At 37.7% G+C, this 25,788-nt stretch carries 27 protein-coding genes; 21 read left to right on the top strand and 6 right to left on the bottom strand.

The window, feature by feature from the left end; all coding sequences use genetic code 11:
- Positions 1–3 precede the first annotated feature (3 nt).
- The 11 genes from citG to EDD71_RS02490 all read left to right on the top strand — a co-directional run bounded on the left by citG (position 4) and on the right by EDD71_RS02490 (position 8,277).
- On the top strand, positions 4–882 hold the full coding sequence (citG, locus tag EDD71_RS02535; RefSeq protein WP_133627176.1) for a triphosphoribosyl-dephospho-CoA synthase CitG: 879 nt from the start codon (positions 4–6) through the stop codon (positions 880–882).
- 356 nt (positions 883–1,238) lie between these two features.
- Positions 1,239–1,550 carry a citrate lyase acyl carrier protein gene (gene citD, locus EDD71_RS02530; protein WP_133627175.1) on the top strand — a complete coding sequence of 104 codons (312 nt, stop codon included), beginning with the start codon at positions 1,239–1,241 and terminating at the stop codon, positions 1,548–1,550.
- Positions 1,538–2,437, top strand: a complete 900-nt coding sequence (citE, locus tag EDD71_RS02525) for a citrate (pro-3S)-lyase subunit beta (RefSeq protein WP_133627174.1) — start codon at positions 1,538–1,540, stop codon at positions 2,435–2,437. Before citD ends, citE begins: the two co-directional genes overlap by 13 nt.
- The gene (citF, locus tag EDD71_RS02520) at positions 2,427–3,959 is read left to right on the top strand and encodes a citrate lyase subunit alpha (RefSeq protein ID WP_133627173.1); all 1,533 of its coding nucleotides are present in this window, start codon (positions 2,427–2,429) and stop codon (positions 3,957–3,959) included. Before citE ends, citF begins: the two co-directional genes overlap by 11 nt.
- Before the next feature lie 14 nt (positions 3,960–3,973).
- Entirely contained in the window at positions 3,974–4,519 is a 546-nt protein-coding gene (gene citX / locus EDD71_RS02515; protein WP_133627172.1) for a citrate lyase holo-[acyl-carrier protein] synthase, read from the top strand.
- Between the two features lie 58 nt (positions 4,520–4,577).
- The gene (locus EDD71_RS02510; protein WP_133627171.1) at positions 4,578–5,981 is read left to right on the top strand and encodes an oxaloacetate decarboxylase subunit alpha; all 1,404 of its coding nucleotides are present in this window, start codon (positions 4,578–4,580) and stop codon (positions 5,979–5,981) included.
- 23 nt (positions 5,982–6,004) lie between these two features.
- Positions 6,005–6,205 carry a hypothetical protein gene (locus tag EDD71_RS02505; protein ID WP_133627170.1) on the top strand — a complete coding sequence of 67 codons (201 nt, stop codon included), beginning with the start codon at positions 6,005–6,007 and terminating at the stop codon, positions 6,203–6,205.
- 20 nt (positions 6,206–6,225) lie between these two features.
- Positions 6,226–6,582, top strand: a complete 357-nt coding sequence (locus tag EDD71_RS02500) for a biotin/lipoyl-containing protein (RefSeq protein WP_133627169.1) — start codon at positions 6,226–6,228, stop codon at positions 6,580–6,582.
- Between the two features lie 18 nt (positions 6,583–6,600).
- A complete protein-coding gene (locus EDD71_RS02495) occupies positions 6,601–7,725 on the top strand; it encodes a sodium ion-translocating decarboxylase subunit beta (protein ID WP_133627168.1) in 1,125 nt (374 codons plus the stop codon).
- Between the two features lie 60 nt (positions 7,726–7,785).
- Positions 7,786–7,941, top strand: coding sequence for an OadG-related small transporter subunit (locus EDD71_RS16060; protein ID WP_423244796.1), 156 nt, complete (start codon positions 7,786–7,788; stop codon positions 7,939–7,941).
- Between the two features lie 138 nt (positions 7,942–8,079).
- The gene (locus tag EDD71_RS02490; protein WP_133627167.1) at positions 8,080–8,277 is read left to right on the top strand and encodes a thioredoxin domain-containing protein; all 198 of its coding nucleotides are present in this window, start codon (positions 8,080–8,082) and stop codon (positions 8,275–8,277) included.
- A 29-nt stretch (positions 8,278–8,306) separates the two neighbouring features.
- On the opposite strand, the gene EDD71_RS02485 is transcribed toward EDD71_RS02490, so the two are convergent.
- Complete coding sequence (locus EDD71_RS02485) at positions 8,307–9,359, bottom strand: DmpA family aminopeptidase (protein WP_133627166.1); 1,053 nt, start codon at positions 9,357–9,359, stop codon at positions 8,307–8,309.
- A gap of 182 nt (positions 9,360–9,541) precedes the next feature.
- A complete protein-coding gene (locus EDD71_RS02480) occupies positions 9,542–10,783 on the bottom strand; it encodes a nickel pincer cofactor-dependent isomerase, group 22 (protein WP_133627165.1) in 1,242 nt (413 codons plus the stop codon).
- A gap of 426 nt (positions 10,784–11,209) precedes the next feature.
- On the opposite strand from EDD71_RS02480, the gene EDD71_RS02475 reads away from it, so the two are divergent.
- The 3 genes from EDD71_RS02475 (at position 11,210) to EDD71_RS02465 (ending at position 13,574) form a co-directional block, all read left to right on the top strand.
- Positions 11,210–11,815, top strand: a complete 606-nt coding sequence (locus EDD71_RS02475) for a nitroreductase family protein (protein WP_133627164.1) — start codon at positions 11,210–11,212, stop codon at positions 11,813–11,815.
- Positions 11,816–11,876: 61 nt separating this feature from the next.
- Complete coding sequence (locus tag EDD71_RS02470; protein ID WP_243116375.1) at positions 11,877–12,371, top strand: YmaF family protein; 495 nt, start codon at positions 11,877–11,879, stop codon at positions 12,369–12,371.
- A 285-nt stretch (positions 12,372–12,656) separates the two neighbouring features.
- Positions 12,657–13,574, top strand: a complete 918-nt coding sequence (locus tag EDD71_RS02465) for an aldo/keto reductase (protein WP_133627163.1) — start codon at positions 12,657–12,659, stop codon at positions 13,572–13,574.
- Between the two features lie 163 nt (positions 13,575–13,737).
- Here EDD71_RS02465 and EDD71_RS02460 read toward each other — a convergent pair whose 3' ends face one another.
- A complete protein-coding gene (locus EDD71_RS02460; protein ID WP_166636301.1) occupies positions 13,738–13,938 on the bottom strand; it encodes a hypothetical protein in 201 nt (66 codons plus the stop codon).
- A 406-nt stretch (positions 13,939–14,344) separates the two neighbouring features.
- Here EDD71_RS02460 and EDD71_RS02455 point away from each other — a divergent pair, with 406 nt between their 5' ends.
- Positions 14,345–16,543 carry a methyl-accepting chemotaxis protein gene (locus tag EDD71_RS02455; protein ID WP_166636300.1) on the top strand — a complete coding sequence of 733 codons (2,199 nt, stop codon included), beginning with the start codon at positions 14,345–14,347 and terminating at the stop codon, positions 16,541–16,543.
- Positions 16,544–16,713: 170 nt separating this feature from the next.
- On the opposite strand, the gene EDD71_RS02450 is transcribed toward EDD71_RS02455, so the two are convergent.
- The 3 genes from EDD71_RS02450 to EDD71_RS02440 form a co-directional block, all read right to left on the bottom strand.
- Positions 16,714–17,001: a spore coat protein gene (locus tag EDD71_RS02450; protein ID WP_133627160.1), complete on the bottom strand. Its 288-nt coding sequence runs from the start codon at positions 16,999–17,001 to the stop codon at positions 16,714–16,716.
- Positions 17,002–17,016: 15 nt separating this feature from the next.
- Entirely contained in the window at positions 17,017–17,226 is a 210-nt protein-coding gene (locus tag EDD71_RS02445; RefSeq protein WP_133627159.1) for a hypothetical protein, read from the bottom strand.
- Positions 17,227–17,291: 65 nt separating this feature from the next.
- The gene (locus EDD71_RS02440; RefSeq protein WP_133627158.1) at positions 17,292–17,561 is read right to left on the bottom strand and encodes a spore coat protein; all 270 of its coding nucleotides are present in this window, start codon (positions 17,559–17,561) and stop codon (positions 17,292–17,294) included.
- Positions 17,562–17,925: 364 nt separating this feature from the next.
- Here EDD71_RS02440 and EDD71_RS02435 point away from each other — a divergent pair, with 364 nt between their 5' ends.
- The 6 genes from EDD71_RS02435 to EDD71_RS02410 all read left to right on the top strand — a co-directional run bounded on the left by EDD71_RS02435 (position 17,926) and on the right by EDD71_RS02410 (position 25,751).
- Positions 17,926–21,087 (top strand): DEAD/DEAH box helicase, encoded by a 3,162-nt coding sequence (locus EDD71_RS02435; RefSeq protein WP_243116374.1) that lies wholly within the window; start codon positions 17,926–17,928, stop codon positions 21,085–21,087.
- A gap of 253 nt (positions 21,088–21,340) precedes the next feature.
- Entirely contained in the window at positions 21,341–21,529 is a 189-nt protein-coding gene (locus EDD71_RS02430) for a ferredoxin (RefSeq protein ID WP_133627156.1), read from the top strand.
- 262 nt (positions 21,530–21,791) lie between these two features.
- Positions 21,792–23,819 (top strand): BglG family transcription antiterminator, encoded by a 2,028-nt coding sequence (locus EDD71_RS02425; RefSeq protein WP_207669260.1) that lies wholly within the window; start codon positions 21,792–21,794, stop codon positions 23,817–23,819.
- A 43-nt stretch (positions 23,820–23,862) separates the two neighbouring features.
- A complete protein-coding gene (locus EDD71_RS02420) occupies positions 23,863–24,327 on the top strand; it encodes a PTS sugar transporter subunit IIA (RefSeq protein ID WP_133627154.1) in 465 nt (154 codons plus the stop codon).
- A 42-nt stretch (positions 24,328–24,369) separates the two neighbouring features.
- A complete protein-coding gene (locus EDD71_RS02415) occupies positions 24,370–24,681 on the top strand; it encodes a PTS fructose transporter subunit IIB (RefSeq protein ID WP_133627153.1) in 312 nt (103 codons plus the stop codon).
- A gap of 26 nt (positions 24,682–24,707) precedes the next feature.
- Positions 24,708–25,751 carry a PTS fructose transporter subunit IIC gene (locus tag EDD71_RS02410; protein ID WP_133627152.1) on the top strand — a complete coding sequence of 348 codons (1,044 nt, stop codon included), beginning with the start codon at positions 24,708–24,710 and terminating at the stop codon, positions 25,749–25,751.
- Positions 25,752–25,788 lie beyond the last annotated feature (37 nt).

Raw genomic sequence — 25,788 nt, 5'->3', positions numbered from 1 at the left:
AACTTGAAAGGCAAGGAAGAGTTTGCACATTATGCTGCCTCTTTAGCACAGAGGGCTATATTGTATGAGGTAAGCACTACACCAAAGCCCGGTCTGGTTGATCGCCATAACTCAGGTGCCCATAGGGACATGGATTTTTTTACTTTTATGGCAAGCAGTACTGCCTTATATAGGTGGTTGTATGAGTTTGTCATAGAGGGATTGTCCTTTGAAGATGATGATAGCACAAAGCTTCTTGATAGAATAAGAATTCCAGGTATCCAATGTGAAAGGGATATGTTTGAGGCTACAAATGGAGTGAATACTCATAGGGGTATTATCTTTTCACTTGGTATTCTCTGTGCAGTGGTTGGAAAGCTGTATAGAAAATATGAAACCACAAACTTTATCATCGAGGAGATCTGTGAGGAGGTAAAAAAGGTTGCAAAGGACTTAACTAAAAAAGACTTCAAAGCAGTTTGGAGTAAGAAAGTTTTAACCCATGGAGAAAGATTATTTATAGAGTACGGCTTTAGGGGTATACGGGGAGAGGTTGAAAGCGGTTTTGATACAGTACAGAAAAGGGCAGTTAGGATAATGAGGGATTGGGGAAAAAGCAGGCGGCTTTCCATAAATGATCTGTTTTTGGAAATCCTATTAAACCTTATGGCGGAGAGCGAAGATACGAATGTGATTATAAGGGGTGGAATAGAAAGTCTTGAATACGTCAAGGCCATATCAAAGGAATTTATCGAAACGGGAGGAATGTATCAGCCTAAGGCAAAGGAAAAACTGGAGAGTATAAATTTGGAGTTTATTCGAAGAAATATAAGTCCTGGTGGATCAGCTGATCTTCTGGCGGTTAGCATTTTTCTTGGAATGATGGAAGGAATCATAAATTAAGGAACAACCATAATTGGGCTGTTCCTTTTTTAGTTTATGGATTTAGAGTCTCAGGTGGTTATTCCAAAAAAACACCAAAAATACACAAAAAAACACTGAAAAAACTTGGGGCGTACCATTGAGTGACTTATAATTAAGTTGAAAAAGGACGGCGCTAAACTTTACATGATTGGAAATAATACAATCCATATTGGATTTACAAATAAAATAAAGGTTTTGAGAATATAGATTTAAATAAAGATATTTAAAGGGTCAGCTCCCTACATAGCATATCATTAACCCAGGTCCAAGGAATAAATAGCTTTTATCCCAATTTTTAATAAATTTAGGAGAATAAATTAATGGAGGTGTATACAATGAAACTTATAAAACGTGCAGTAGCTGGAACCTTAGAGTCAAGCGATATTCAAGTCATAATTGAACCCAGGGAAGAGGCGTGCATAGAGATTGAACTTAAAAGCAGTGTGGAAAAGCAATTTGGAAGACAGATAAGAAGAGTTATAAGAGAAACTTTAGAAGCATTAGGAGTAGAAAACGCAAGAGTAATTGCAACTGACAGGGGAGCCCTTGACTGCACTATAAGAGCGAGGGTTCTGTGTGCAGCCTATAGGGCATCAGGTATTAAGGGAAAGTATGATTGGGAGGTAATTGATAAATGGAACGCTTAAGAAGAACTATGATGTTTGTTCCAGGAAGCAACCCTGGTATGGTTAAGGATGCATATATATATGGATCCGATTCCATAATGTTTGACCTGGAGGATGCTGTTGCATTAACAGAAAAGGATTCAGCAAGATTTCTTGTATATAATGCAATAAAGACATTAGACTACGGTGATAAGGAAATAGTTGTAAGAATAAATGGACTTGATACTCCCTATGGGAGGGATGACATTGAGGCTGTTGTAAGGGCAGGAGTAGATGTTATAAGGCTTCCAAAAACAGAAGCCAGAGAAGATGTTATAGCTGTAGATGAAGTCATAGAAGAAGTCGAAAGAAAGATTGGAAGAGAAATAGGATCAACAAAAATGATGGCAGCAATTGAAAGTCCTCTTGGAGTTTTAAATGCCTATTCAATTGCTACAGCAAGTAAAAGATTAATAGGTATAGCCCTCGGTGCAGAGGACTATGTAACAAATATGAAAACTAAAAGATATCCCGATGGACTTGAGCTTTTAGGGGCAAGAAGCCAGATTGTTATGGCTGCAAGGGCCGCAGGTATATACGCTATAGATACTGTATATACAGACGTAGATAATGAGGAAGGCTTTAGAAAAGAAGTAGAACTTATTAAGCAATTAGGATTTGACGGTAAATCCGTAATAAATCCAAGACAGATTCCATTAGTACATGAGATCTACACCCCTACACAGGATGAAATCCAAAAGGCAATAAAAGTAGTTAGGGCAGCAAGGGAAGCTGAAGAAAAAGGACTAGGTGTTATATCCCTGAATGGAAAAATGATAGACAAGCCGATTGTAGAGAGGGCAGAAAGAATACTTCAACTAGCAGTTGCTTCAGGTGTGTATAAGGAGGGAATGGAAAATGAAAAATAGTATCGGAAGGGAAATTCCAGAATCCGTTATAAATGGTTTGGAACTTTATCAGGGTCCCTTTGCAAAAAATGGTGAGGTGAAAAAGGCTGCACCAAAAGTTAAACCTGCAAAGCCTGGTGAAAGCAAACTCGTATCCAGCATTGAAGAAGCAATTGTTAAATGTGGACTCAGGGATGGAATGACAATATCCTTCCATCATCACTTTAGAGAAGGCGACTACATACTTAATATGGTAGTTGATGCCATTGCAAAACTGGGTATTAAAAACCTTACCCTGGCATCAAGCTCCCTTGGAAGCGTACACTCACCACTTGTAAAACACATTAAAAATGGTGTAATTACTAAAATTACAACAAGCGGTCTTAGAGGAGCACTGGCAGAGGAAATATCAAGGGGACTCATGAATGAACCGGTAATAATAAGATCCCATGGTGGAAGAGCAAGGGCAATAGAGGCTGGGGATATCAAGATAGACCTGGCGTTTTTAGGAGCATCCTCCTCAGATGAATATGGAAACGCAAGTGGAGCAAGGGGAAAGGCGATTTGTGGCTCCTTGGGATATGCAAGGGTTGATGCTGATTATGCAGACAAGGTAGTAATTATTACTGACACACTGGTAGACTTTCCAAATGTTCCTGCAAGCATTCCACAGACAAAGGTAGACTATGTTGTAAGGGTTGACGAAATAGGAAACCCTTCAGGAATAGCATCAGGTGCTACAAGGTTTACAAAAAATCCAAAGGAATTACTTATAGCAGAATATGCAAGCCGAGTAATAATTGAGTCAGGTTACTTTAAGGATGGCTTTTCCTTCCAGACAGGATCAGGTGGTTCTGCCCTGGCTGTAAGTAGATTCTTAAGAAATGAAATGATTAAGCAGGGTATTACAGCAAGCTTTGCACTGGGTGGAATAACAAAGCCAATGGTTGAAATGCTTGAGGAAGGATTAATAAAAAACCTTTTTGACGTTCAAAGCTTTGATCTTGTGGCCGCAGACTCAATAAGCAGGAATGAAAGACACCATGAAATAGATGCATCTTTCTATGCAAACCCTCACAACAGGGGCTGCATTGCAAATAATCTTGACGTTGTAATACTATCTGCACTTGAAATAGATACGGACTTTAACATAAATGTAATGACAGGTTCAGATGGAGTAATGAGGGGAGCCTCTGGTGGACACTGCGATACAGCAGCAGGAGCAAAGTTAACTGTAATTGTTGCACCGTTGATTCGTGGAAGAATACCCACTGTAGTAGATTCAGTAAACACTGTTATTACTCCAGGGGAAACCATAGACGTGCTTGTAACAGACCATGGAATTGCAGTTAATCCAAGAAGGACTGATTTAATAGAAAGATTTATGAATGTCAGTATTCCTGTATACACAATAGAACAGCTGAAGGAAAGGGCAGAAAGTATTGTTGGAAAGCCTGATCCAATAGAGTACGAGGATCAGGTAGTTGGTATAGTTGAGTACAGGGATGGAACAATAATAGACGTTGTGAGAAAAGTAAAATAAAGAGGTGTTTTAAGGTGAGTCTATACTTTATGGGAGTAGAACAGTCTTTAAGTGATATTTTAAAGGCAAGGGAAACAAGGGCCGAGTATCAACAGTATTTATTGGATAATTACAGGAATACAGTTGTGTCCTATAAACTCAACATACCTGGTCCTGTAAAGTATAGCCCCTTTATTAGGAAAATATTTGATGAAGGGCTGGCGGTCTTTACTAAAAAAATAGGTGAATCTTCAATTGTGAGCCTGTTTGAAAAGGTTATCTATAAAAATAGTGGACCGGAGTATTTGGCTGTTTTTGATATATCACCATATATAATCAAGGGAATGGCAGCCAATATCGAGGAAATGCATCCTTTAGGAAGGCTGTACGACTTCGATGTATTTGCCCCCCAGGGTAGACAGATATCAAGGGAGGAGCTTGGAATAGGACCAAGAAAATGCCTGCTTTGTGATAGCAATGCCTTTGAGTGCGGGAGGTCAAGAAAGCATGATATAAGGGATTTGATTTCTAAGATAGAAAACATGGCACTTGAGTATTTTAATTCCTATGATAAAGGATAATAGATTAATTAAAGTAAACCCAGCGTATTTAGTGATATTTTTAGGGAGTGATAAAACAGTGAATCCAATTAAAATAACAGAGACATCGCTTAGAGACGGGCATCAATCTCTTATTGCCACTAGATTAAGAACTGAAGAAATACTTCCTATCCTGGAGAAGATGGACAGGGTTGGATATCATGCTCTTGAGGTTTGGGGAGGAGCAACCTTCGATGCATGCCTTCGCTTTCTTAATGAAGACCCTTGGGAAAGGTTAAGGAAAATTCGTAGGAAGGTTAAGAATACTAAACTTCAAATGCTTTTAAGGGGACAAAATCTCCTGGGATACAAGCACTATGCCGATGATGTGGTGGATACCTTCATAAAGAAGTCCGTTGAAAATGGAATAGATATAATCAGGGTTTTTGATGCTTTAAACGATACAAGAAACCTCGAAACTTCAATTAAAGCCATAAAGGAATCCGGGGCTCACTGCCAGTGCGCTATAAGTTATACAACAAGCAAGGTTCACACCATAGAATACTATGTTAAGCTGTCAAAGAAAATGGAGGAATTAGGAGCGGACTCTATTTGCATTAAGGATATGGCTGGTATATTAACGCCCTACTCAGCCTACAAACTTGTTAAGAGGCTAAAGGAAGCAGTAAGCGTACCTATAGAACTCCATACACATTCAACCAGTGGAATTGCTTCAATGACATATCTAAAGGCAGTAGAGGCTGGAGTTGATATAATAGACACCGCTATCTCCCCCTTTGCTGAAGGAACTTCACAGCCTGCAACAGAATCCATGGTTGTTACATTAAGTGAAGGTGAGAGAGCTCCAGAGTTAAACATAAGCTTACTCAACGAAATATCAGACTATTTTAAACCAATAAAAGAAAAATACAGAGAAAGCGGAATATTAAATCCAAAGGTAATGGATGTAGAGCCAAATACCCTAACATATCAGGTTCCGGGAGGAATGCTGTCTAACCTATTATCCCAATTAAAGGGACAGGGTGCCTTGGATAAATATGAAGAGGTACTCAGTGAAATACCAAGGGTTAGAGAAGATTTAGGATTCCCGCCGCTTGTTACTCCACTTAGTCAGATGGTTGGAACACAGGCGGTATTCAATGTTTTGACAGGTGAAAGATACAGGATAGTTCCAAAGGAAATTAAAGAATACGTTAAGGGACTTTACGGAATGCCACCTGCGCCAATTAGCGACGATATTAAGCAAAAGATTATCGGTGATGAGAAGGTAATAACCCAGAGACCGGCTGATCTGTTAGAACCTGAAATAGGAAAACACAGTAAGGAAATCGGAGATTTAGCCACCTCTATGGAGGATGTATTGTCCTATATTTTATTCCCTCAGGTTGCAAAGAAGTTCTTTGAAAACAGATTGAATGGTAAAGCAGAAAACGAGAACGAGGACAGTGGTGAAACGGTGCATTATATTACTGTAACCATGTAGTATATATAAAGGTGGTGAAGAAAATGGCATTATCGGATTTTTTAAAAAGACTTTTTAATAAAGAAGAGAGTTCAGATAATCTTAAGGAACAAACGGTAGAGAAAGTGACATATGAAATAGATGAAGAGGATAAAATAGTAGTAGCCCTGGTGGCATCGATTATGGCTGGGAAGGATAAACCAAATTCCCACTTCCATATTTCAAGAATTACCAGGGTTAAATAGTAAGGAAGGAGTAAGTGAGAATGAAAAAGTATGTTATAAAGCTAAATGGCAAGGTTTATGAGGTGGAAATTGAGGAAGTAACTGGAGAGGTTGCCTCTTCTACATCTGAAAGTGTAAAACCTGTTCCAGGGAATAGTTCAGCGCCAGGCTCAGGTGGAGAAACTGTAAAGGCGCCAATGCCTGGAAATATACTTGATGTTTATGTAAAAGTCGGTGATCATGTGAAAAGGGGACAGGTTTTAATGATACTTGAGGCAATGAAAATGGAAAATGAAATAGTGTCTCCGGTGGATGGAAAAGTCCTTTCAGTAGGCGTTTCAAAGGGACAAGCTGTAAACCCGGGAGAGGTCCTTGTACAAATTGGTACAATAATTTAAACGCTAGGAGGAAAATAAATGGAAATCTTATTAGGTGGAATTATGTCTATTACCCTTAAGCAGATAATCATGTGGGCTGTGGGTGGAATTCTTATATATCTTGCCATAGTGAAGGAATATGAGCCTGCTCTTCTTCTTCCAATGGGGTTTGGTTCTATCCTTGTTAACTTTCCTATGACAGGCGTTTTGAACCAGGTAATAGGAGGAACTGAAGTTGAGGGTATATTGAATTTCCTATTTGAGGGAGGTATTGCTACGGAGCTTTTCCCACTTTTGATATTCATAGGAATCGGAGCTATGATTGACTTTGGCCCACTGCTTCAAAACCCCTTCATGCTCTTGTTTGGAGCCGCTGCGCAGTTTGGCATATTCTTTACAATATGCGCTGCTGCCCTCTTTGGTGGATTTAATATAAAGGAGGCTGCATCGATAGGTATAATAGGTGCTGCTGACGGCCCCACTTCAATATTTGTAACAAGCCAGCTTGCCTATAATCTCTTAGGGCCGGTAACTATAGCGGCATATTCCTACATGGCCCTTGTGCCAATAATACAACCCTTTGCCATAAAGCTTGTTACAACAAAAAAAGAACGTATGATAAGAATGCCATACAAGGCGGAAAATGTTTCAAAGACTACAAGGATACTTTTCCCGATAACAATAACCATGATAGCAGGATTAATAGCTCCGGTTTCACTTCCGCTTATAGGCTTCCTCATGTTTGGAAACCTGCTGAGGGAGTGTGGAGTTCTTGACAGGCTTTCAAATGCTGCTTCGAATGAACTTGTTAATATAGTTACAATTTTACTTGGAATAACAATAGCTGCAAATATGACTGCTGAGGAATTTATACAGTTTAAGACTCTGCTTATAATTGGATTCGGATTATTAGCCTTCATATTCGACACTATAGGGGGCGTAATGTTTGCCAAGTTTATTAACCTCTTTAGAAAGGAAAAGATAAACCCAATGATAGGTGCAGCGGGAATATCAGCCTTTCCAATGTCTGCAAGGGTGATACAGAAAATGGCTCAGAAGGAAGACAGCCAAAACTTTGTACTTATGTATGCTGTCGGAGCCAACGTAGCTGGACAGATAGCTTCGGTTATAGCGGGTGGCCTTCTCCTGGCATTCTTTGCATAAGGATTAGGTAATAGAATCGGGGTTATTTAACTAAATCAACTGTGGAGAGGATGTGTTAATGTGAATACTATAGCAAGTTTAAGTAATAATCTCCCTACCTTTTTCCAGGGTCTTAAGCTCATGGGATTTGGAATGACAGGAATATTCTTAGTTCTGCTATTATTATTTGCCTTAGTGAAGGTTCTAATTAAGCTATTTCCACCAAAAACGCAGTAACAGGATTTATAAATTTGATAAGAAGAGCAACACCAATATGATAAAGCATATCGGAGTTGCTTTTTAGTTACAGAACCAGGAGATGGTTAGCGTGTTATAATAAAAATAAGGGAAATCCTCGGCAAGCGTATAATATAAATGGGACTTGATGAGAAGGACTTTAAAGAAGCACTTGAGCATAGAAGATATAGGGAGGTACATCAGAGGATGCTTCACCATGCCTATAACGAGGTGGGTATAAATGCAGTTCCTACCTTTATAATAGGAGAGAGCGTGCTGCAGGGACTATACAGTGAGGAAATGCTGAGGGATGTAATTGACAGGGAGCTTGGGTAAAAGACTCAGGAGGCAGCCTCCTGAGCCTTTTAAAGGATATCCTCAATGAACTCCTTCAGGGAATGTCTTGTATGTCCATCTCTCCCAACGGTTGTTTCGGCGCAGACAAGTGAGTTTAGTATTGCCTCCTCTATGGTCTCAGCTGCTGCTTTAAAGACGAGGTCCATTTTATCTTCCTTTAGCATTTTTATCTCTCGTAGGTCCTTTTCTTCATAATGCTTGACTTTATTTGCAGTTGTAAAGGCAATGACAATATCGCCACTTCCATTTCCTATGAAGGAGCCTGTCCTTGAAAGGCCCACCACTGCACGTTTACATACCCTTTTGAGCTGTCTTTCACTCAAGGGGATGTCGGTGGCTATTATCATAATAATAGAGCCCCTATCTGGTTCATCATAGCTTCTGGAAAGTAGCTCCTTTATTTTCTCTCCGGCTTTAATTCCATCTATTAAAAGTTCCTCTCCTACTCCAAAGTTTGATAAAACAAGGCTCCCAAGGGTATAGTTCCTATCATCCAGCTCTATAACCCTGGAAGCGGTGCCTACTCCGCCCTTAAGGCCAAGGCAGGACATACCTGTACCGGCGCCTACAGAGCCCTCCTCAAATTCGACTTCGGCACTTCGTATGGCAGCTATCACATGGGACTTTTCTACCCTTCGCTTTCTTATATCGTTTAAATATCCATCGTTACATTCACATACTATAGGATTTACAGTGCCCGTTGTTCTACCTATGTCATCATTTTGACTCAGCATATATTCTACAATTCCGTCACAGGCAGTGCCAACGCTTAGGGTATTGGTTAAAATTATAGGTGTTTCAATGGTTCCCAATTCATCTATCTGAATGGTTCCAATGGACTTCCCAAAACCGTTTATAACATAGCTGGCGGCCATAACCTTCTCCTTAAAAAGGTTTCCGCCATGGGGAAGTATGGCAGTAACACCTGTTTTAACCTCGCCATCATTAAGAGTTACGTGTCCAACCCTTATACCTTCAACATCCGTAATGGAATTTAGCCTTCCAGGCTTCATTCTGCCGATGGTAATGCCATAATCTCTAATTCGCCTTTGTTCCTTCATAATAATCACCTCACTAAGTAATAACACCATCAAGTATCCCAAAACTGGGCGTCAGGTCCCCAAAATCACCCCAGGGCAAAGGTTGCGGTTTCAAAACTTTTAGGGGCATTTAAATCTATAACTGGCACATCATTATCATAGTATCTCTGCCTTTTATTTGTATTATTGCTCAAGGGGTTTATTTAAAACTCCGTTAGTTCACCCTTCTCATTGAGAATATCTACAAATTCTCCCACGATATCTATACCTGGTTTGTCTTGAATTTCCTGAAGAAGGGAACTTGACACATATATTTCATCAAGCTTTAAGGTATTTTTTATGCGTACAATCCTTGCGTTTTTTATATCTATTGGCCCACAAGTCCTTAGTGCATATTGAATTGCATCCCTGTCGGTTTCCCCTACAATAGGCATCTTTGCCCTTTCTATAAAGGTACTTGTAATTGTATTTTCATAGGTCGCCTTAAAATCTATTTTATCTGCGAATTTTCTTGTAATAAAATCTGCAAGCCCCATACCGAGGGCATTACCATGTGACTCCTCTGTAAGGTCTGAAACAACAATATTTGTAATTTTAATTCCCTCTGGTTCTGGCTCATTTTTAATCTTAATTCTATTTATTATGTTTGTATCCATTCCTGTTCCGCTTATATTTTTACCCATTTCATCAACTATGAGAACATCTAACTTATCAAAGGGTATTCTAGGCATGTTCTTCCTGCTGTAGGATAGAAGCTTTATTTCCTCCACCTCAATCTCTGAAGGTCTAAGGGCCCTTATTATAGCCGTCTCATCATAGGCATTTTCTACTACAGCAATACCTAGTATAATATTTCCATGCTTTAAAACCTGCCTGGCTGTTTTAGGAATTAACTCCTTTAGCCCATATACTCCATACCTGTGTATTTCAAGTGCCTGCTTATGCTTTCCAAGGCCAATAACACACATCTTCATAAGCCCGCTTTCCGTTGGGCCATGAAAATCAGTGTGAACCTTTATTCTATTAATTATTATTGTTCCATCTGCTTCATAGGCATACTTGTCCATATATACCTTGTTTATTAAATTCCCCTGTGGAAGTTCCACAGTTTCCATGGAGGATTTTATAGGTGCTCCCGTGTACTCCTCTGTAACACCATAGCCCTCAAGTACTGCTCTTTGTCCATCGGCAGTTGCACCGCCATGGCTTCCCATCGCAGGAACAATAAATGGCTCTCCACCTGCTTCCTTTATCCATTCTACAGTTGCCTTAACAATCCTGTGTATATTTGCAACACCTCTGCTGCCTACAGCAATTGCAATACGGCTTCCCCTTTCAATTTTAATTCCTGAGCTTTTTATTTGTTCCTTTACTGTACCCTCGATATCCTCAATATGTTCCCTGTTAAAGTGCTGCCTTATCTTTATCATCTTTGGTAGTTCCATGGACATCCCTCCAATAAAATTTTCTTATTTATAAAGTCTTTACATTAATCTTTCAGCAGGCTTTATGCCTCAATCGTGCTCTCCTCACTTGTGGTCAACGCAGGTTCTTATGTAATTTCTATGTCACCCTATATTTATTCATTTTTATAATAAACATTAAATCCATATTATTATTTTATATCTTTGTAAGTTTTCCCTACAACTTAAAGGACAGAAAAATTATAATTTTTTTCTATTATGCATTTTTGATTGAGAGCTATGATTTTGTCCATTTCCACTCCACACAATTTTTATTAATAATTTTGAACTCATCATGTTGTTTGACTGAAGTTAGAGATTGAAATATAATCAAAGTATATCTGATAATTATTTTCACAAAATATGTATAATGTATTTTAAAACAATTTATGATAAGGAGATAATACTATGGATGTATATGAAGCTATAAAGGGCAGAAGCACAATATATAAATTTAAGCCAACTGAAGTCCCAAAGGAAAAACTCGAAAGGATACTTGAAGCAGGTACCTGGGCTCCTAATAGGTTTTTAACGGAGCCTTGGAGATTCTGGGTCTTTACTGGTGAGGGAAGAAGCCTTCTTTCCAGGATTCTTGTTGAGATTGAAAAGGATGGGATGGAAAACCCTGATAGTGAAGAAAACAGAAAACGCATTGCTAAAAGAGCACAGCAGCCCTTCAATGCTCCGGCAGCAATAATAGTTGGATGTGAAGTTTCTGAAAAGGATAGAGTAAATCCAATAGAAGAGGTTGCTGCAGTTAATGCCTGTGTTCAAAATATGCTCCTTGCCGCCCACGCTGAGGGCCTTGCAGGTTTTTGGGGAACAGGTAATTATGTATATCATCCCCTCTTTAAGGAATTCCTTGGTCTTAAAGAAAAGGACAGGGTTATAGGTGTAATTTATATTGGATACCCTGCACGCAGCAAGACCGAAAGAAGCAGAACTCATTTTTCTAAGTTTACAAAATGGATAGATGAGGATAAAAACACCACACTGGGTTTAATTAATATTTAAATAGCAGATCCTGGTATGCTGAATATGATGATAATGTGATTTTGATTTTTGGGAGGCTTTTATGAATTCGTCTTTTAACCCGGTTCCTAACTATTATCAATTTAATATACCTTATTATATGCTGCCTGGCAATAGATATAGTGATGGATACGGTTACAGATCGGAGGGAGAAGGATTCAATCAACCCCAAGCCGATGCAAAAAATGGAGAAGAAAAAGGCAAGGAAGTCTATAAGGATGATTTTGTTACTGGATTTGTTCCCGATCACAATCATGGCACTGTAGATTATACATCAATTGAAGATGGCCATGTACATCAATGTCTCGATATAACTTTTCCCCCAAAACTCTTAAAAGATGGTACACATATTCACTATGTAGAGGGGTATGTCCTTTTTGAAGATGGTCACCATCATTACTATAAGGCCTGGTCAGGGCCGGGAATTCCGGTTGGCAATGGCATGCATGTTCATTATTATGATTTCTATACGACGGTGAATGACGGCCACAGGCACCGCATCAAGGGAGTGGATATGCCGGCGCCTGGAACTTTATAAAAATACAGAGTATGGAATGTAGAAAAAATAGAAATTGCTATAGGAGTTGTTTCCTATAGTAATTTCTATTTTGAAGAAATCACTTTTATACTCATTGAGCCGCTTACTCTCTAAGAAAACGGTTGCAGGAAAATATTAGAGTTATACGCTTTTTTATTATAATCTATATTAGAGCTGTAGACACGAGTAAATACCATGGTATAAAGTAATTATAAGCGATGATATTTTTTATCGTAACGTTGTTCCATAGATTCTTTATCATTAAATAGAAAAGGGGGTTTTTTTATGAAATATATCGATATTGGAAATGGTAAAATCAGCGCCTCTGAGATTTCCCTTGGCTGTATGAGAATTGCAAACCTTGAAGTTAGCGAGGTAACCAAGCTTATTAATACTGCCATGGAGGAAGGAATCAACTTTTTTGACCATGCTGATATATATGGGGGAGGAAAATCTGAGGAAGTTTTTGCAGAGGCTGTTGATATGAAGCCCAGCGTTAGGGAAAAATTTATTATTCAGACTAAATGTGGTATCCGAAAGGGATTTTATGATTTTTCAAAGGAACATATTTTAAACTCTGTTGAGGGCAGCTTAAAGAGGCTGAGAACCGACTATATAGATATATTGCTTCTCCATCGTCCTGACACATTAATGGAGCCTGAGGAGGTTGCCGAAGCCTTTGATATACTGCACAGCAGCGGCAAGGTTAGGTACTTTGGAGTAAGCAACCATAATCCCATGCAGATTGAACTGCTTAACAAATATTTAAACCAGAAGATAATAATAAATCAGCTCCAGTTAAGCATAACCAACACCGGCATGATTGATTTCGGGCTTAATGTCAACATGAAAAAAGACGCCTCTATTGACAGGGATGGAAGCGTTTTGGAATACTGCCGTTTGAAGGACATAACAATTCAGGCTTGGTCGCCACTTCAATATGGTTTCTTTGAAGGTGTGTTCCTGAATAACGATAAATTCCCAGAGCTGAACAGAAAAATAAACGAAATAGCAGAGGCTAAGGGTGTACAAAACGTAGCCATCGCCATTGCCTGGATATTAAGGCATCCCGCTAAAATTCAAACAATAGTTGGTACAACTAACATCAAACGCCTTAAGGACATCTGCAAGGCTTCCCAGGTTGAGTTAACAAGGCAGGAATGGTACGAATTATATAGAGCAGCAGGAAATCAGCTGCCATAGGATACGCAGAATGTTAAATGAGAAATGCACTTTGATATGTTGCAGGTAAAAGGAAAACGGAGCATACATAGATTTGTTTAAATCACATCTATGTATGCTCTTTTTATGCATGTGTAACTGGTAAACATGGAAATAATAACTACAAACATTTTGAAAGGAGTAATCAATTATTCTTAAATTGAACATACATGATATTGACCTTAATTCTGAATTGAAAAAATGCAGGAGCATGGGGGACTAAATCTTTCTTTTTAACCTTAATTTTTATTGGATGCTTCCCATTATATATGTTTACACTAACTCCAGAAACTTCAACCTCAGATACCTTTTCTTCAATAAGCCTTTGAAGCTCCCTAAGCTCCATCTTAACTAGGGCCTCTATCTCTTCACCAGAAATTTTATACTTCTCAATTCTCAAGGGGCATATTGTTTTCGTATAAAAATAGATGGGAGAATTGATAGTCCCTGTATTCAGGCTCTTCGTTTTGCTGCTTAACGATGCCCAGGGGAATCAGGTCCTCAAATCTGGCCTTGATGCCAAGTTCCTCCTCTAATAATTTATATCAATTAAATAAAATGTATCTTATTTAAGCTAAGCCACCAAGTGGTATATCGCCAAATCCCAGGATCATTAAGGGTGTTATCCTTTGGCTTGTTTACTATGTGTAAAAATTTTTGTTTTAACATGAAGGAAAATATAGAATGATAAAGAATATAATAGAATGTTAAGAAAATATCATAATCATATAATAATTAATTGGGGGTTAAAAATGCGAAAGAAAAAATTTATTAATGGTAAAGTAAAAAACAAAATTACCTCAGCTATTGTTGCCTGTTCCATTATTTCCACTCTGCTGGTAGGGGGAGTCAGCCTCGCAAGCAGCAGCAGGATTATAAAGCTGCAGGCAGAGAAAAACCTTTCTTTGATAGCTGAAAATAAGGCAAATGAGTTCAATGCAATGATCTCAAGGGTGGAAAATTCCGTTCAGACCCTGGCTGCCACCATTAACTCGTCAATTGATATAGAAAAGTTTGATCGGGGAGAAAGCTACATTGAGGATTATGAGAGAAGTATTGAGAAAATTGTAAAGGGGTTTGCGGAAACTACCGATGGAGCTATTGGCGCTTATTTTTACATAAATCCGGAGCTTACAAAGGGGGTATATGGAGTCAGGTTTGTAGATGAAAAGAATGATGGGAAGTTTGTAGCCCAGCCCCTTGAAACGATTGATGAGTTTACCCCTGAAAACAAGGATATGTATTGGTATTATGCTACTGTTAAGGCTAAAAAAGCCCTCTGGCTGGATCCCTATGTTGATTCTCAGTTTAATGTTTACATGATTTCATACGTTGTACCAATATATAAGAATGAAATTTTGGCAGGCGTTGTTGGAATGGATATCAATTTTGACAATTTTCGTAGGATAGTAAAATCAACGGATATATATGATACGGGTAACGTAGCCCTTGTAAATCAGAAATATGATTTTCTGGTTCCTCCAAGCATTAAGCACAAGGGAAACACAGGTTTCTTTGAAAGAATAAAGGCCAAGTATTTTGATAAAAAAGTAGAAAAGGTTGATAGCGTAGCCCAGGCTTCTCAACAGGGGGGAAATGGAAACTTTGCTGAAATGAATAACGGGAGTTTGAAGTTTTTAACTGAAGAAATAGATAAAAAGCAGTCGGGAACGATTAACTATAAATATGAAAACTTGGACAAGATACTGGCCTATTCACATCTTTCCAATGGCTATATAATGCTAATTGATGTTCCACAAGTAGAAGTGCTGAGACAAATGAATAGCGTTGTTGTCAGGGTTGCTTTCATGATGCTTATAGGGATAATTTTATCCTTGATAGTAGGATGGTTCATAGGCGGGGCAATAGGCAGCCCAATTGTTAAAGTTGCTCAGCTTGTAGATAAAATCGCAAAGCTGGATTTAACCGATGACAACTCCTTTGAGGTTCTGCTTAAACGTCGGGATGAGGTTGGATTAATAACAAAGTCGGTTGAAAATATGAGAGGATATTTTAGAAGCACCGTCGAAGAGATAATGAATGGGGCTGAAAAGATAGCCAATCACTCCAACAGCCTCGCCAATGCAATGAATGAAACTACAATGTCCATAAATGAAATATCCATGACAACGAGTGAACTAGCTTCAGGCGCTTCCCATCAGGCAGCTGTGGCACAGGAAGGCTTAAGCAAATTAATGTACCTTGCACGTGAGATACAGAATGTCACCACTAATTCAAGCATTGTTAAGGAACATATTGATGAAACAGATAAGTTCAATAAGAAAGCCATTTTAGCAGTTGAAAATCTGCAAAAGCAATTTAATAACAACAATGATATTACCCGGGAAATAAGCAAGAGCATAGATTTACTTGCAAGCAGGTCAGAATCAATAAGCGATATATTAACCGCCATCAAATATGTTGCAGAGCAAACAAAGCTTTTAGCATTAAATGCTGCAATAGAGGCAGCCAGGGCAGGAGAAACGGGCCGGGGCTTTGCTGTTGTTGCCGATGAGATAAGGAAGCTTTCAGAGCAAACATCCATTTCAACTACAGATATAGAGAATATTATTGAAGGAATTAAGCAGGATATTGCAAAGACTAGAAACAAGATGGATATTGCAAATAAAATCGTAGATGAGTCCAATAGGGCACTTGGTGATACAAGTGAATCCTTCAGGGTAATAGATAAGGCAGTGAAAAACATGTTTGAGAGAATTAACAGTCTTGTAGAGAGCGTAGAAAAAATGGATAACGCCAAAAAAGACGTTGTCACCTCTATAGAGGAGATATACTCAATAACCGAAGAGTCGGTTGCCGCGACCGAAGAGGTTTCAAATACCATTGAAAGTCAAAGCATTACTATTAACGATGTTTCTAAGGCTACAGAGGATTTAAAGGAAATAGCCCTAAACCTAAAAAGGCTTATAGAACAGTTTAAAATAAAATAGCAGTACCCTTAGCTTCCTAAAGGCCAAAACGAATATAAGGTGCCGGACACAATCGAAGGGAGGAAAGACAAATCCCTAATCGACTGTGTCTGGAACCTTTTGTTTATATTTTACGTAAAAAATTTCATGTGAATGGACATGGTTTTTAATATTTTTTAAAAATATCCTTATCAAGTTAAATTTTGAGATTTTGCATAATCCTTTCTTAGCTGTTCCATTGGTTCATCATATGCTGGATACCAGCCTTTATTTATAAGCATATCAGATAATTCGAAATGTTCGTTTATAGCTTTATTTAACTGATGTTTCAGCATTTCCCTTAGCTCTGGATTAACAGCTTCTGCTGTTGCAGCAGCTAAAGAGGTTACTGCAAACTTTGAATCCTTAGTCATATCCTGTGCAATATCTCTAGATGCTAATTTATTATCAGTTCCCAATAACGTTTCTAAAAAGGACATTGCCTTCACCTCCGATTACATATTAAGATTATTTTGGGCAAAAGTCTGCATTGAGTTTATATTTTCTTTTTTAGTGTTTAAGCACCTTTCCATAAATGATTTAAGTTCACCATCATCTACCATAGGCATGCTGGCCTGTATTTTTTTTGCTCCAATAAGGTTAGTATCCATTAATTCTCTAAGTTCAAGAATTTCATGTGGTGCCAAGCTATTTTTATTGTTCATAATTTCACCTCCGGGTTTTGCTATGTTTTGAGTTAATATAAGTATGGAGAAATATTGAAGCAGGTTTACTGAGTTATTGTATTTATTGCAGATAAATCCTGCTGAAGCTGCTGCTGTGGGCTTGCATATGCATTATACCAGCCCTTGCTTATTGCAATATCAGACAGTCTGTAGTGAGAATTAATACAGGCAGTTAGTTCATTCTTCAGGGCATCTCTCAACTTTGGGTTTGTTGTTTCTGTAAGCACCTTTGCTAAAGTTGCTATTGTTCCTTTGGAACTACTTAATAAATCAAGAGCAATATCTTTATCCGTTAGTGAAGTGTTATTTGCCATTAAGCTTCTCCCCTTTCTATTTCATTTGAGTAACAGCTCCTAATGCTGATTGTATATTTTGAAGTGCGGTTTTTTTAGATGACACCGAATCCTGCATATAGTTTCTCAATTCGGTGTCATTGACCATATTAAGGTGCCAGGCTCTTGAGAATTGAGAATTTCTTTTTAAGGATGCTGGCACCTTTATTATGATTGAAATTTTTGAAAAACTGTTTTAAACTCTATAATTAGTTGATACTATAGATAAAATATATTATTCAAAGGAAATGATGCTATGTTTAATATTACAAAAAGCAAGATTAAAAAACTTTGCACAAATTCAAACACATTTTTTAAAGGCTATGAATATTATTTGGAGGGCCGTGTGAAAATTGTTGATATTGACATTAGGGATGGGCTTATTAGTGCTGTAGTTTCCGGGGGACAGGAATATGAGGTTATCCTCGAGCTCTCATATAATGATGATGAAGTAGAATATGCACAATGTGAATGTCCGGCATATGCAGAATACCCCGGGTACTGCAAACATATAGCTGCTGTGCTTTTTCAATTAATGGAGATGGAGGATATTCCTTATCAAAGGAAAAATCAGATAAAAGTTGATGATTCACGAAATCAGCTGGCAGATGAAATAATAGACTTCTTTGATTATAACTTAAATAGAGCTCATAATGAAAGGCTTGAAATGGAGCTTACCCTTGAGCTGCTTTCTGAAGGATATAATGAAAGGGAGATTACGCCGGCCCTTTCCATGAAGCTGGGCACTCAAAAGCTTTACTCTGTAAAAAGCATTAAGGGTCTCCTTAAGGCCATGGAAAATTATGAAACCATTGAATTTGGAAAGAACTTCACATTTAACCCGGAGCGGCATTCCTTTAAAGATGAGGATGAGGCCATTATAGAATTTTTAGAAGAACTATATGAAATGGATAAAATGATGGCCGGGGATTATGGCTTTGGATATATAGGCAAAAGGCTGTTCAAGGGGAAATATGTTCTTCTTCCTGACAGGACTGCTGAGCGTTTTTTAAGGCTTGTAGAAAACAGGCCTTTAAAGGTTATTGCCTTTGGTGATAAATATGATAATGTAAAAATTATAAAAGAGGATTTGCCCGTCAAATTTTCACTGAAAAAGGATAATAGCGATCTTCTGCTTAATGCAGATATTCCTGCCGGTATTATTCCCTTAACTGTCGATGGAAAGTATATGTTTTTGAATGGTGTTATATACAATATATCAAAATCACAGCGCAAAAATCTTGCACCATTTTATAGTATGCTTGCAAGGTATGGGTCAAGCAATATAAGATTTAGTGAAGATCAGAGGGAGAAATTTGTTTCCCTCATAATGCCGAACATCAAAAGGGCTGGAGAGTTTTCAATTGACAAAAGCGCTGAGGGTATGTTTTATGAAAAGCCTCTGGAAGCAAGGGTATATATCGATAAAGCTGGTAAAAGGGTTACGGTTTCTGTTAATTTTATATATGGTGAATATAATATTGATCCATTCTATGGTAAAAATGAATTAAATAGCAGTAGAATTGTTGTAAGGGACAGGGAAGGCGAGAAAAGGATAATGGACCTCCTTGAGGATTCCGGGTTTAAGGTTGGCAGAGACACGTTATACATTGAGGATGATGAGAGAATATATGATTTTATTACCCATTATGTCCCTATCCTTCAGGAGATGTGTGAGGTTTACTACTCCGATGAATTTAAAAAGATTAAGATATATGATTCATCATATTACAGAAGCTCCATACGACTTAATGAGGAAACGGATCTTTTAGAATTTAGTTTTTCTATTGAGGGCATAGACAGGAAAAGCTTACCCGATATATTTAATTCACTCAAGCAGAAAAAGAAGTTCTATCATCTTGAAGATGGTTCCTTTATACCACTGGATTCTGAGGGACTGGGTAAGGTGTCGGATATGATGGAGAGCCTGGGACTAAAGGAAAGTGACCTTGAAAAAGAAATTATCGATCTGCCGAAGTTTAAGGCCATGTATATGGATGAGAAGCTCAGGGAGTTTGAGAGCGGATATATAGAAAGAAATATTGCATTTAAGCGTCTTGTTGAAAGCATAAAGGAGCCAAGGGATACTGATTTTAAAGTTCCAGATAGTTTAAAAAATATTATGAGAAGCTATCAGATAACAGGATTTAAGTGGCTCAAAACCCTGGCCTCCTATGGACTTGGAGGAATACTTGCAGATGATATGGGGCTTGGGAAAACTCTCCAGACCATTGCTTTTATACAATCGGAGGTGGAAAGTGTTAAGCTGCCTTCATTAGTAGTATGTCCAACATCACTTGTATACAACTGGGAAAGTGAAATACAAAAATTCGCTCCTTCTTTGAAGGCGCTGGTTATTTCAGGAGGAAAAAGGCAGAGAGAGGAGCAAATAAAGGAAATACCTGGTGTAGACGTGGTTATAACTTCATATCCTCTAATACGAAGGGATATTGAGCATTACAGAAAGATGGAATTTGGCTACTGTATACTTGATGAGGCGCAGCACATAAAAAACCCTAATTCCATAAATGCAAAATCTGTAAAGGAAATCAGGGCTAAGGGCTATTTTGCCCTTACAGGTACCCCCATTGAAAATAATTTGACTGAGCTATGGTCTATTTTCGATTTTCTGATGCCGGGGTATTTACTCAGCCATCAAAAATTCCTTGAGAGATTTGAAAGGCCCATTGCATCGGGGGATAAAAACGCCCTGGAGGATTTAAACAAGCATGTAAAACCATTTATCCTTAGAAGGCTTAAAAAGGATGTCTTAAAGGAACTGCCTCCTAAAATTGAAAGCCTTCTTTCTGCAGAGCTTACAGAAGGGCAGAAGAAGATATATCTTGCATACCTTGAACAGATTAAAGGCCAGATTGAAAACAAAATACGGGAGGATGGGCTTGAAAAGAGTTATATTCAAATACTTGCAGGACTCACAAGATTAAGGCAAATATGCTGCCATCCATCCCTCTTCATTGAAAATTATAATGAGGGCAGCGGTAAGATGGATATGCTTATGGAGCTTTTGGAGGAGCTCAGGGAAGGTGGACACAGGGTTTTGTTGTTCTCACAGTTCACAGGTGCTTTAAAGCTTATAAAGGAGCAGCTTGAAAGGGAAAAAATTTCATATTTTTATCTTGATGGAAGCACAAAGGCAGAGGATAGGGAAGAGATGGTCAGGGCCTTTAACCAGGGCTTCAGGGATGTATTTCTTATATCACTGAAGGCCGGGGGTACAGGTCTTAACCTGACGGGAGCGGACACAGTAATACATTTTGACCCGTGGTGGAATCCGGCAGTTGAGGAACAGGCTTCGGACAGGGCCTACAGAATAGGGCAGAAAAACTCAGTTCAGGTTATGAAGCTTATTACAAAGGGTACCATAGAAGAAAAAATATACAACCTTCAGCAGAAGAAAAAGGAGCTTATAAACTCTGTACTTCAGTCAGGAGAGAACTTTATATCAAAGATGACTGAGGAGGAAATAAAGGAGCTTTTTGCCATATAGAAGAGTGTTAAATAGGCCTTTTAGATTGAAAGAATATTTGTGGCCTTGCAAAAATTAAACTGTAGGGGCAAGCCTCTGGGCTAGCCACTCACTTGTTGTGCAAGTAATTATTTTAATTTATGCAATATTAGTACCTTTTTAGACAGGCATTTTAGATTTTGTAGAATTGTGATTTGAATTACAGATTTTTTGAGCTTTAAATTGTATTATTGATAAAGTAATGTGATAAATGTTTATTCAGGAGGTATTAGCTATGAAGGGATTTGTTGATAAAAATATCTGTATAGGCTGCGGCTTATGTTCTTCAATATGCCCTGAGGTGTTCGAAATGGACGTTGATGGACTTGCTAAAGCAAAGGATATAGATTTAACCGACTCCCTGCAGGATACCGCTAAGGAAGCCGAATCCAGCTGTCCTGTAAGTGCAATCACTATAAAGTAAAATTAAAACCAATTAAGCCCGCTATGATGGAAGGAAAGGTGTCATGTGCTTTTCCTTCTGCCTATAGCGGATTTTTTATTTGCAGGCAGCTTCCTATCATTTCCTTGAAACTATAATTTTATCGCTAATCACACATGTCATAATTGTCTAATAATAGAGCTTTTTATTCAGGAAAATATCTAAATTTTCTTTCATAGCCCAAAACTATATAATAATGCTGTAACGGAAAGGAAATAAAAGCGATGGTTGGTGATTGCACATGTTGCTTCTTGATTCAAGAAAGAGATATATAGTTGAAGCGCTTCTAGAATCTGATGGGGTTTTAAAAGAGCATGAGCTTGCTGAAAAGCTTGATGTTTCGATAAGAACAATAAGAAATGATATAAACTACTTAAAATCCTATCTTGAAAAGTCCAACATATTTATAAAGTCAAAGCCAAGAATTGGGGTATGGGTTGAAGCAGATGAAAATAATAAAAAAGCTTTGTGGGATAAACTGGACGTACAAAATGGCAATGCAGAAGTCGCTTTTGAGCAGCAGAGTAGATGCCGTTACATTATAAAAAAACTTTTAAATAGCGATAGAAATATTACTATGCAGGAGCTTGCTGATGAACTTTTTATTAGTAAAGCAACTGTAAACCTTGATATGAAGCTTGTTGAGGAATGGATTAAAAAACACAATTTAGGGCTTCATAAAAAGACCTATCATGGTATTAAAGTAGTTGGCAATGAAAAGGATTTCAGGTTTGCTATAGCTTCCTATATCAGGGAAAATACAAATAAGTCAATAAACATAGATAGCATTAACCAGATGTTCCAAAATACACTTATGCCTGATGTGGAAGGTTTGAAGGACATATTAACCCATGTTGGTGAAATGGAGTTAATATATGTAAATAAGATTATATATGATATCCAGAGGGAAAATAATATAAGTTTGACAGATGATAGCTATTGGGAATTAACCATATATTTCCTTATAATGGTTGATAGAATAAGAAAGGGGAAACATGTTAGATTTCTCAATGCAGATGCTGTACGAATAATGAAAACAAGAGAATATTCCATGGCATTAACTGTAGCTGATAAAATAATGAAGCTTTTACATCTAAATATTAATCAGGATGAGATATGTTATATAACAATGCACCTTCTTGGAATAAAGGTAAATGTATATTCTGTTTCTGATGATGAGACTGTAAACTTCAGGTTTAATGAGGAAATTGAAGTTGTAATAAACAGGCTTATTAAATATATTAAAGACCGTTTCAATCTTGATCTAACAATGGATAAAAAATTGATACTGGGATTAAGCCTTCACTTTGTATCTGCAATAAATAGATTGAAATATGGTACAAGCATCCATAACCCAATGATAGATGAAATTAAAAGAAATTATCCTTATGCATTCAATATTGCAGTTGAGATAAGCAATATCTTAAAGGATAGTTTCCAGATAGATATTATAGAGGATGAGATTGGATTTATTGCTCTTCATCTTCAGGCTGCAATTGAAAGAAATGAGGAAATAAAAAATCAAAGAATTAGGACATATGTAGTATGTAATTCTGGTATAGGTGTTGCTCAGCTTTTATCAATACAGTTGAAGAAAAACTTTCCACAGATTGAAATAAGCAAAATAGTATCTATTTCAGATCTTATTAGTGAAATTAAAACTACTGAATATAAGGGCAAGATCCAGCTTGTTATATCTACAATACCAATTAAAGAGATAGATGTGCCAATCATACATGTTAATCCAGTTATATCACCACAGGACATAAAAAATATCGAAAGAGAGATAACACGACTGACTAAACTTAGAGAATATAAGAACAGGCTGAAAAGGTTTTTAAGCCTAAGGGCCTATACAAGGGAAGATTTAATTTTCCTGGAAATGAATTTTAAAAATAAGATTGAGCTTGTGGAATTTGTAAGCAGCAAACTTTTCGATGCTGGATTTGTGACCCGTGAATTTGCAGAATCTGTACTGGAGAGAGAGAAACTTTCAACAACCTATATTGGAAACGGTGCAGCAATGCCTCATGGATATTCACAATATGTAAATAAACCAATCATAAGCATTGTTCAGCTTAAGGAACCTATAGATTGGGAAGGTAAAAAAGTAAACATCGTGTTCCTGTGTGCGATGGATTTATCCCTTAATAAGGATGCTGAAAAATTGTTTGAAGATATATACGAGATAGTTAACAATAAAGAGTATTTAAAAAAGCTCAAACAAATCAGCAATAAAGCAGAATTTATGGAGATCCTTGGTTGGGCATAGTGATATGACAGCAAATATTTAAAGTACATGTGGGAGTGGTAGCGTGGACATCAAAAATTTAATCAATATAAATCTTATTAAAGCAGAAATTAAAGCTACAAGAAAGGAGGAGGTTATAAAGGAACTTGCGGAATTGCTTGATCAAAATAACAAGTTAAATTCCCTGGAAGTCTATCTTCATGATGTATTTAAAAGGGAAGAAGAATATACTACAGGAATAGGCAGAGGAATAGCGATTCCACATGGTAAATCAGAGGGAGTAAAGGAATCATGTATTGCTATAGGAAAATGTAATGATGTTGAGTGGGATTCAATGGATGGGAATCCTGTGAAGATTGTAATTCTTATAGCAGTTCCTTTATCAGGTGCTCAGAATGAACATTTAATGATTCTCGCAAAGCTTGCTGAGCTTCTTATGGATGAAGAATTTACACAAAACCTTGTAAATTCTAAAAACCCAGAAGATATATACAGGCTTTTAACAGGTCAGGAAGAATTAGCTAGTTAATAATTATTCTGAATAATATATAAAGTTAAGGGGGAATTATAAATGAAAATTGTAGCAGTAACAGCATGTGTAGCGGGTTTAGCGCATACCTATATGGCAGCAACAGGGCTAAAAAAGGCAGCAAAGGCAAGAAATATAGAAATACATGTTGAGACCCAGGGAAGTATGGGAATTCAAAACAAGATAAAGCAGTCAGATATTGATACAGCAGATGTTGTTATATTTGCAGTAGACACAAATGTTGCTCATAGAGACAGATTTGAAAAGAAGCCAATTCTGACAGTAAAGGTAGCAGAGGCAGTTAAAAATGCTGATAATGTTATAAATAAAGCCCTGGAGCTTATAAAAAAATAAAAATATATTAAAAAAGGGGGATTATTATGAGTTTTAAAGAAAGATTGGACAACCTTAGCAGACATTTGATGACTGGTGTATCATACATGATTCCAGTTGTCGTTGCTGGCGGACTTATGGTATCTATAGCAATAATGATTGGTGGAACAGGGGTATGGGAAGCCAAGGAAGGATTTGCAGCAACAATAAAGGATATTGGTCTCTACGGTCTTGGTCTTATTGTTCCAGTAATTGCAGCATATATCGCATATTCAATAGCGGATAAGCCTGGAATTGCACCTGGATTCATCGTTGGTATGCTGGCGAAAGATATGGGTACTGGATTCCTGGGTGGAATCATAGTAGGTCTGATGGTTGGTTACTTTGTTGAATTGCTTAAGAAGATTCAGGCACCAGCAGCAATTATGCCTGTAATATCGATTCTTTTAATACCAGTTGCATCTACATTTGTTGTAGGAGTGACACTTAAGTATATAATAGGTGGGCCAATTATAGCGGCTACAAAGGGTATTACAGCATGGCTTGGTGGAATGCAGGCTGGTAACCAGATTATTCTTGCTGCAATATTGGGAGCTATGATGGCATTTGATATGGGAGGTCCAGTAAACAAGACTGCTTTAACCTTTGCATATGGATTATATGCTGAAAAGATTTACGGACCTGCTACAGCAATACATATTGCAATAGCTATTCCACCACTTGGACTGGCATTGGCTGCTTTCCTTGCATCAAAGAGATATTCAAATGAAGAAAAAGAAGCAGCAAAATCAGCCCTTGTTATGGGAATAGTAGGAATTACAGAAGGTGCTATACCATTTGCTCTGGCTGACCCTGTCAGAGTAATACCTGCCATTATGATAGGTTCAGCCGTATCTTCCGGATTATCAGCAGCCCTTGGAGTTGTAAATCCTGTTTTAATGGCGACAGTTTTCGCAACACCCTTTGTAAATAAGCCACTTCTCCATGTAGTTGCGGTACTTGCGGGTGTTGTAACAACAGCTGTTTTAGTAAATGTTTTCAAATCAATAGGAGCTAAAAAAAATAATTCAGAAACTGAAGTAGTAGCATAATTACAAACTCCAGAGAATTAACTTTATAATTCTCTGG

This window comes from Fonticella tunisiensis, assembly GCF_004364155.1.
GTDB classification, from domain to species: Bacteria; Bacillota; Clostridia; order Clostridiales; family Caloramatoraceae; genus Fonticella; species Fonticella tunisiensis.
This window is presented reverse-complemented; position numbering and strand designations above follow the sequence as displayed.

What these genes read in the sequence shown, in the direction of transcription:
- citD (WP_133627175.1), top strand. Translation starts at nt 1,239, where the DNA reads ATGAAACTTATAAAACGTGCAGTAGCTGGAACCTTAGAGTCAAGCGAT.
- citE (WP_133627174.1), top strand. Translation starts at nt 1,538, where the DNA reads ATGGAACGCTTAAGAAGAACTATGATGTTTGTTCCAGGAAGCAACCCT.
- citF (WP_133627173.1), top strand. Translation starts at nt 2,427, where the DNA reads ATGAAAAATAGTATCGGAAGGGAAATTCCAGAATCCGTTATAAATGGT.
- EDD71_RS02505 (WP_133627170.1), top strand. Translation starts at nt 6,005, where the DNA reads ATGGCATTATCGGATTTTTTAAAAAGACTTTTTAATAAAGAAGAGAGT.
- EDD71_RS02500 (WP_133627169.1), top strand. Translation starts at nt 6,226, where the DNA reads ATGAAAAAGTATGTTATAAAGCTAAATGGCAAGGTTTATGAGGTGGAA.
- EDD71_RS02495 (WP_133627168.1), top strand. Translation starts at nt 6,601, where the DNA reads ATGGAAATCTTATTAGGTGGAATTATGTCTATTACCCTTAAGCAGATA.
- EDD71_RS02490 (WP_133627167.1), top strand. Translation starts at nt 8,080, where the DNA reads ATGGGACTTGATGAGAAGGACTTTAAAGAAGCACTTGAGCATAGAAGA.
- EDD71_RS02485 (WP_133627166.1), bottom strand. Translation starts at nt 9,359, where the DNA reads ATGAAGGAACAAAGGCGAATTAGAGATTATGGCATTACCATCGGCAGA.
- EDD71_RS02480 (WP_133627165.1), bottom strand. Translation starts at nt 10,783, where the DNA reads ATGGAACTACCAAAGATGATAAAGATAAGGCAGCACTTTAACAGGGAA.
- EDD71_RS02475 (WP_133627164.1), top strand. Translation starts at nt 11,210, where the DNA reads ATGGATGTATATGAAGCTATAAAGGGCAGAAGCACAATATATAAATTT.
- EDD71_RS02470 (WP_243116375.1), top strand. Translation starts at nt 11,877, where the DNA reads ATGAATTCGTCTTTTAACCCGGTTCCTAACTATTATCAATTTAATATA.
- EDD71_RS02465 (WP_133627163.1), top strand. Translation starts at nt 12,657, where the DNA reads ATGAAATATATCGATATTGGAAATGGTAAAATCAGCGCCTCTGAGATT.
- EDD71_RS02460 (WP_166636301.1), bottom strand. Translation starts at nt 13,938, where the DNA reads ATGGAGCTTAGGGAGCTTCAAAGGCTTATTGAAGAAAAGGTATCTGAG.
- EDD71_RS02455 (WP_166636300.1), top strand. Translation starts at nt 14,345, where the DNA reads ATGCGAAAGAAAAAATTTATTAATGGTAAAGTAAAAAACAAAATTACC.
- EDD71_RS02450 (WP_133627160.1), bottom strand. Translation starts at nt 17,001, where the DNA reads ATGTCCTTTTTAGAAACGTTATTGGGAACTGATAATAAATTAGCATCT.
- EDD71_RS02445 (WP_133627159.1), bottom strand. Translation starts at nt 17,226, where the DNA reads ATGAACAATAAAAATAGCTTGGCACCACATGAAATTCTTGAACTTAGA.
- EDD71_RS02440 (WP_133627158.1), bottom strand. Translation starts at nt 17,561, where the DNA reads ATGGCAAATAACACTTCACTAACGGATAAAGATATTGCTCTTGATTTA.
- EDD71_RS02430 (WP_133627156.1), top strand. Translation starts at nt 21,341, where the DNA reads ATGAAGGGATTTGTTGATAAAAATATCTGTATAGGCTGCGGCTTATGT.
- EDD71_RS02415 (WP_133627153.1), top strand. Translation starts at nt 24,370, where the DNA reads ATGAAAATTGTAGCAGTAACAGCATGTGTAGCGGGTTTAGCGCATACC.
- EDD71_RS02410 (WP_133627152.1), top strand. Translation starts at nt 24,708, where the DNA reads ATGAGTTTTAAAGAAAGATTGGACAACCTTAGCAGACATTTGATGACT.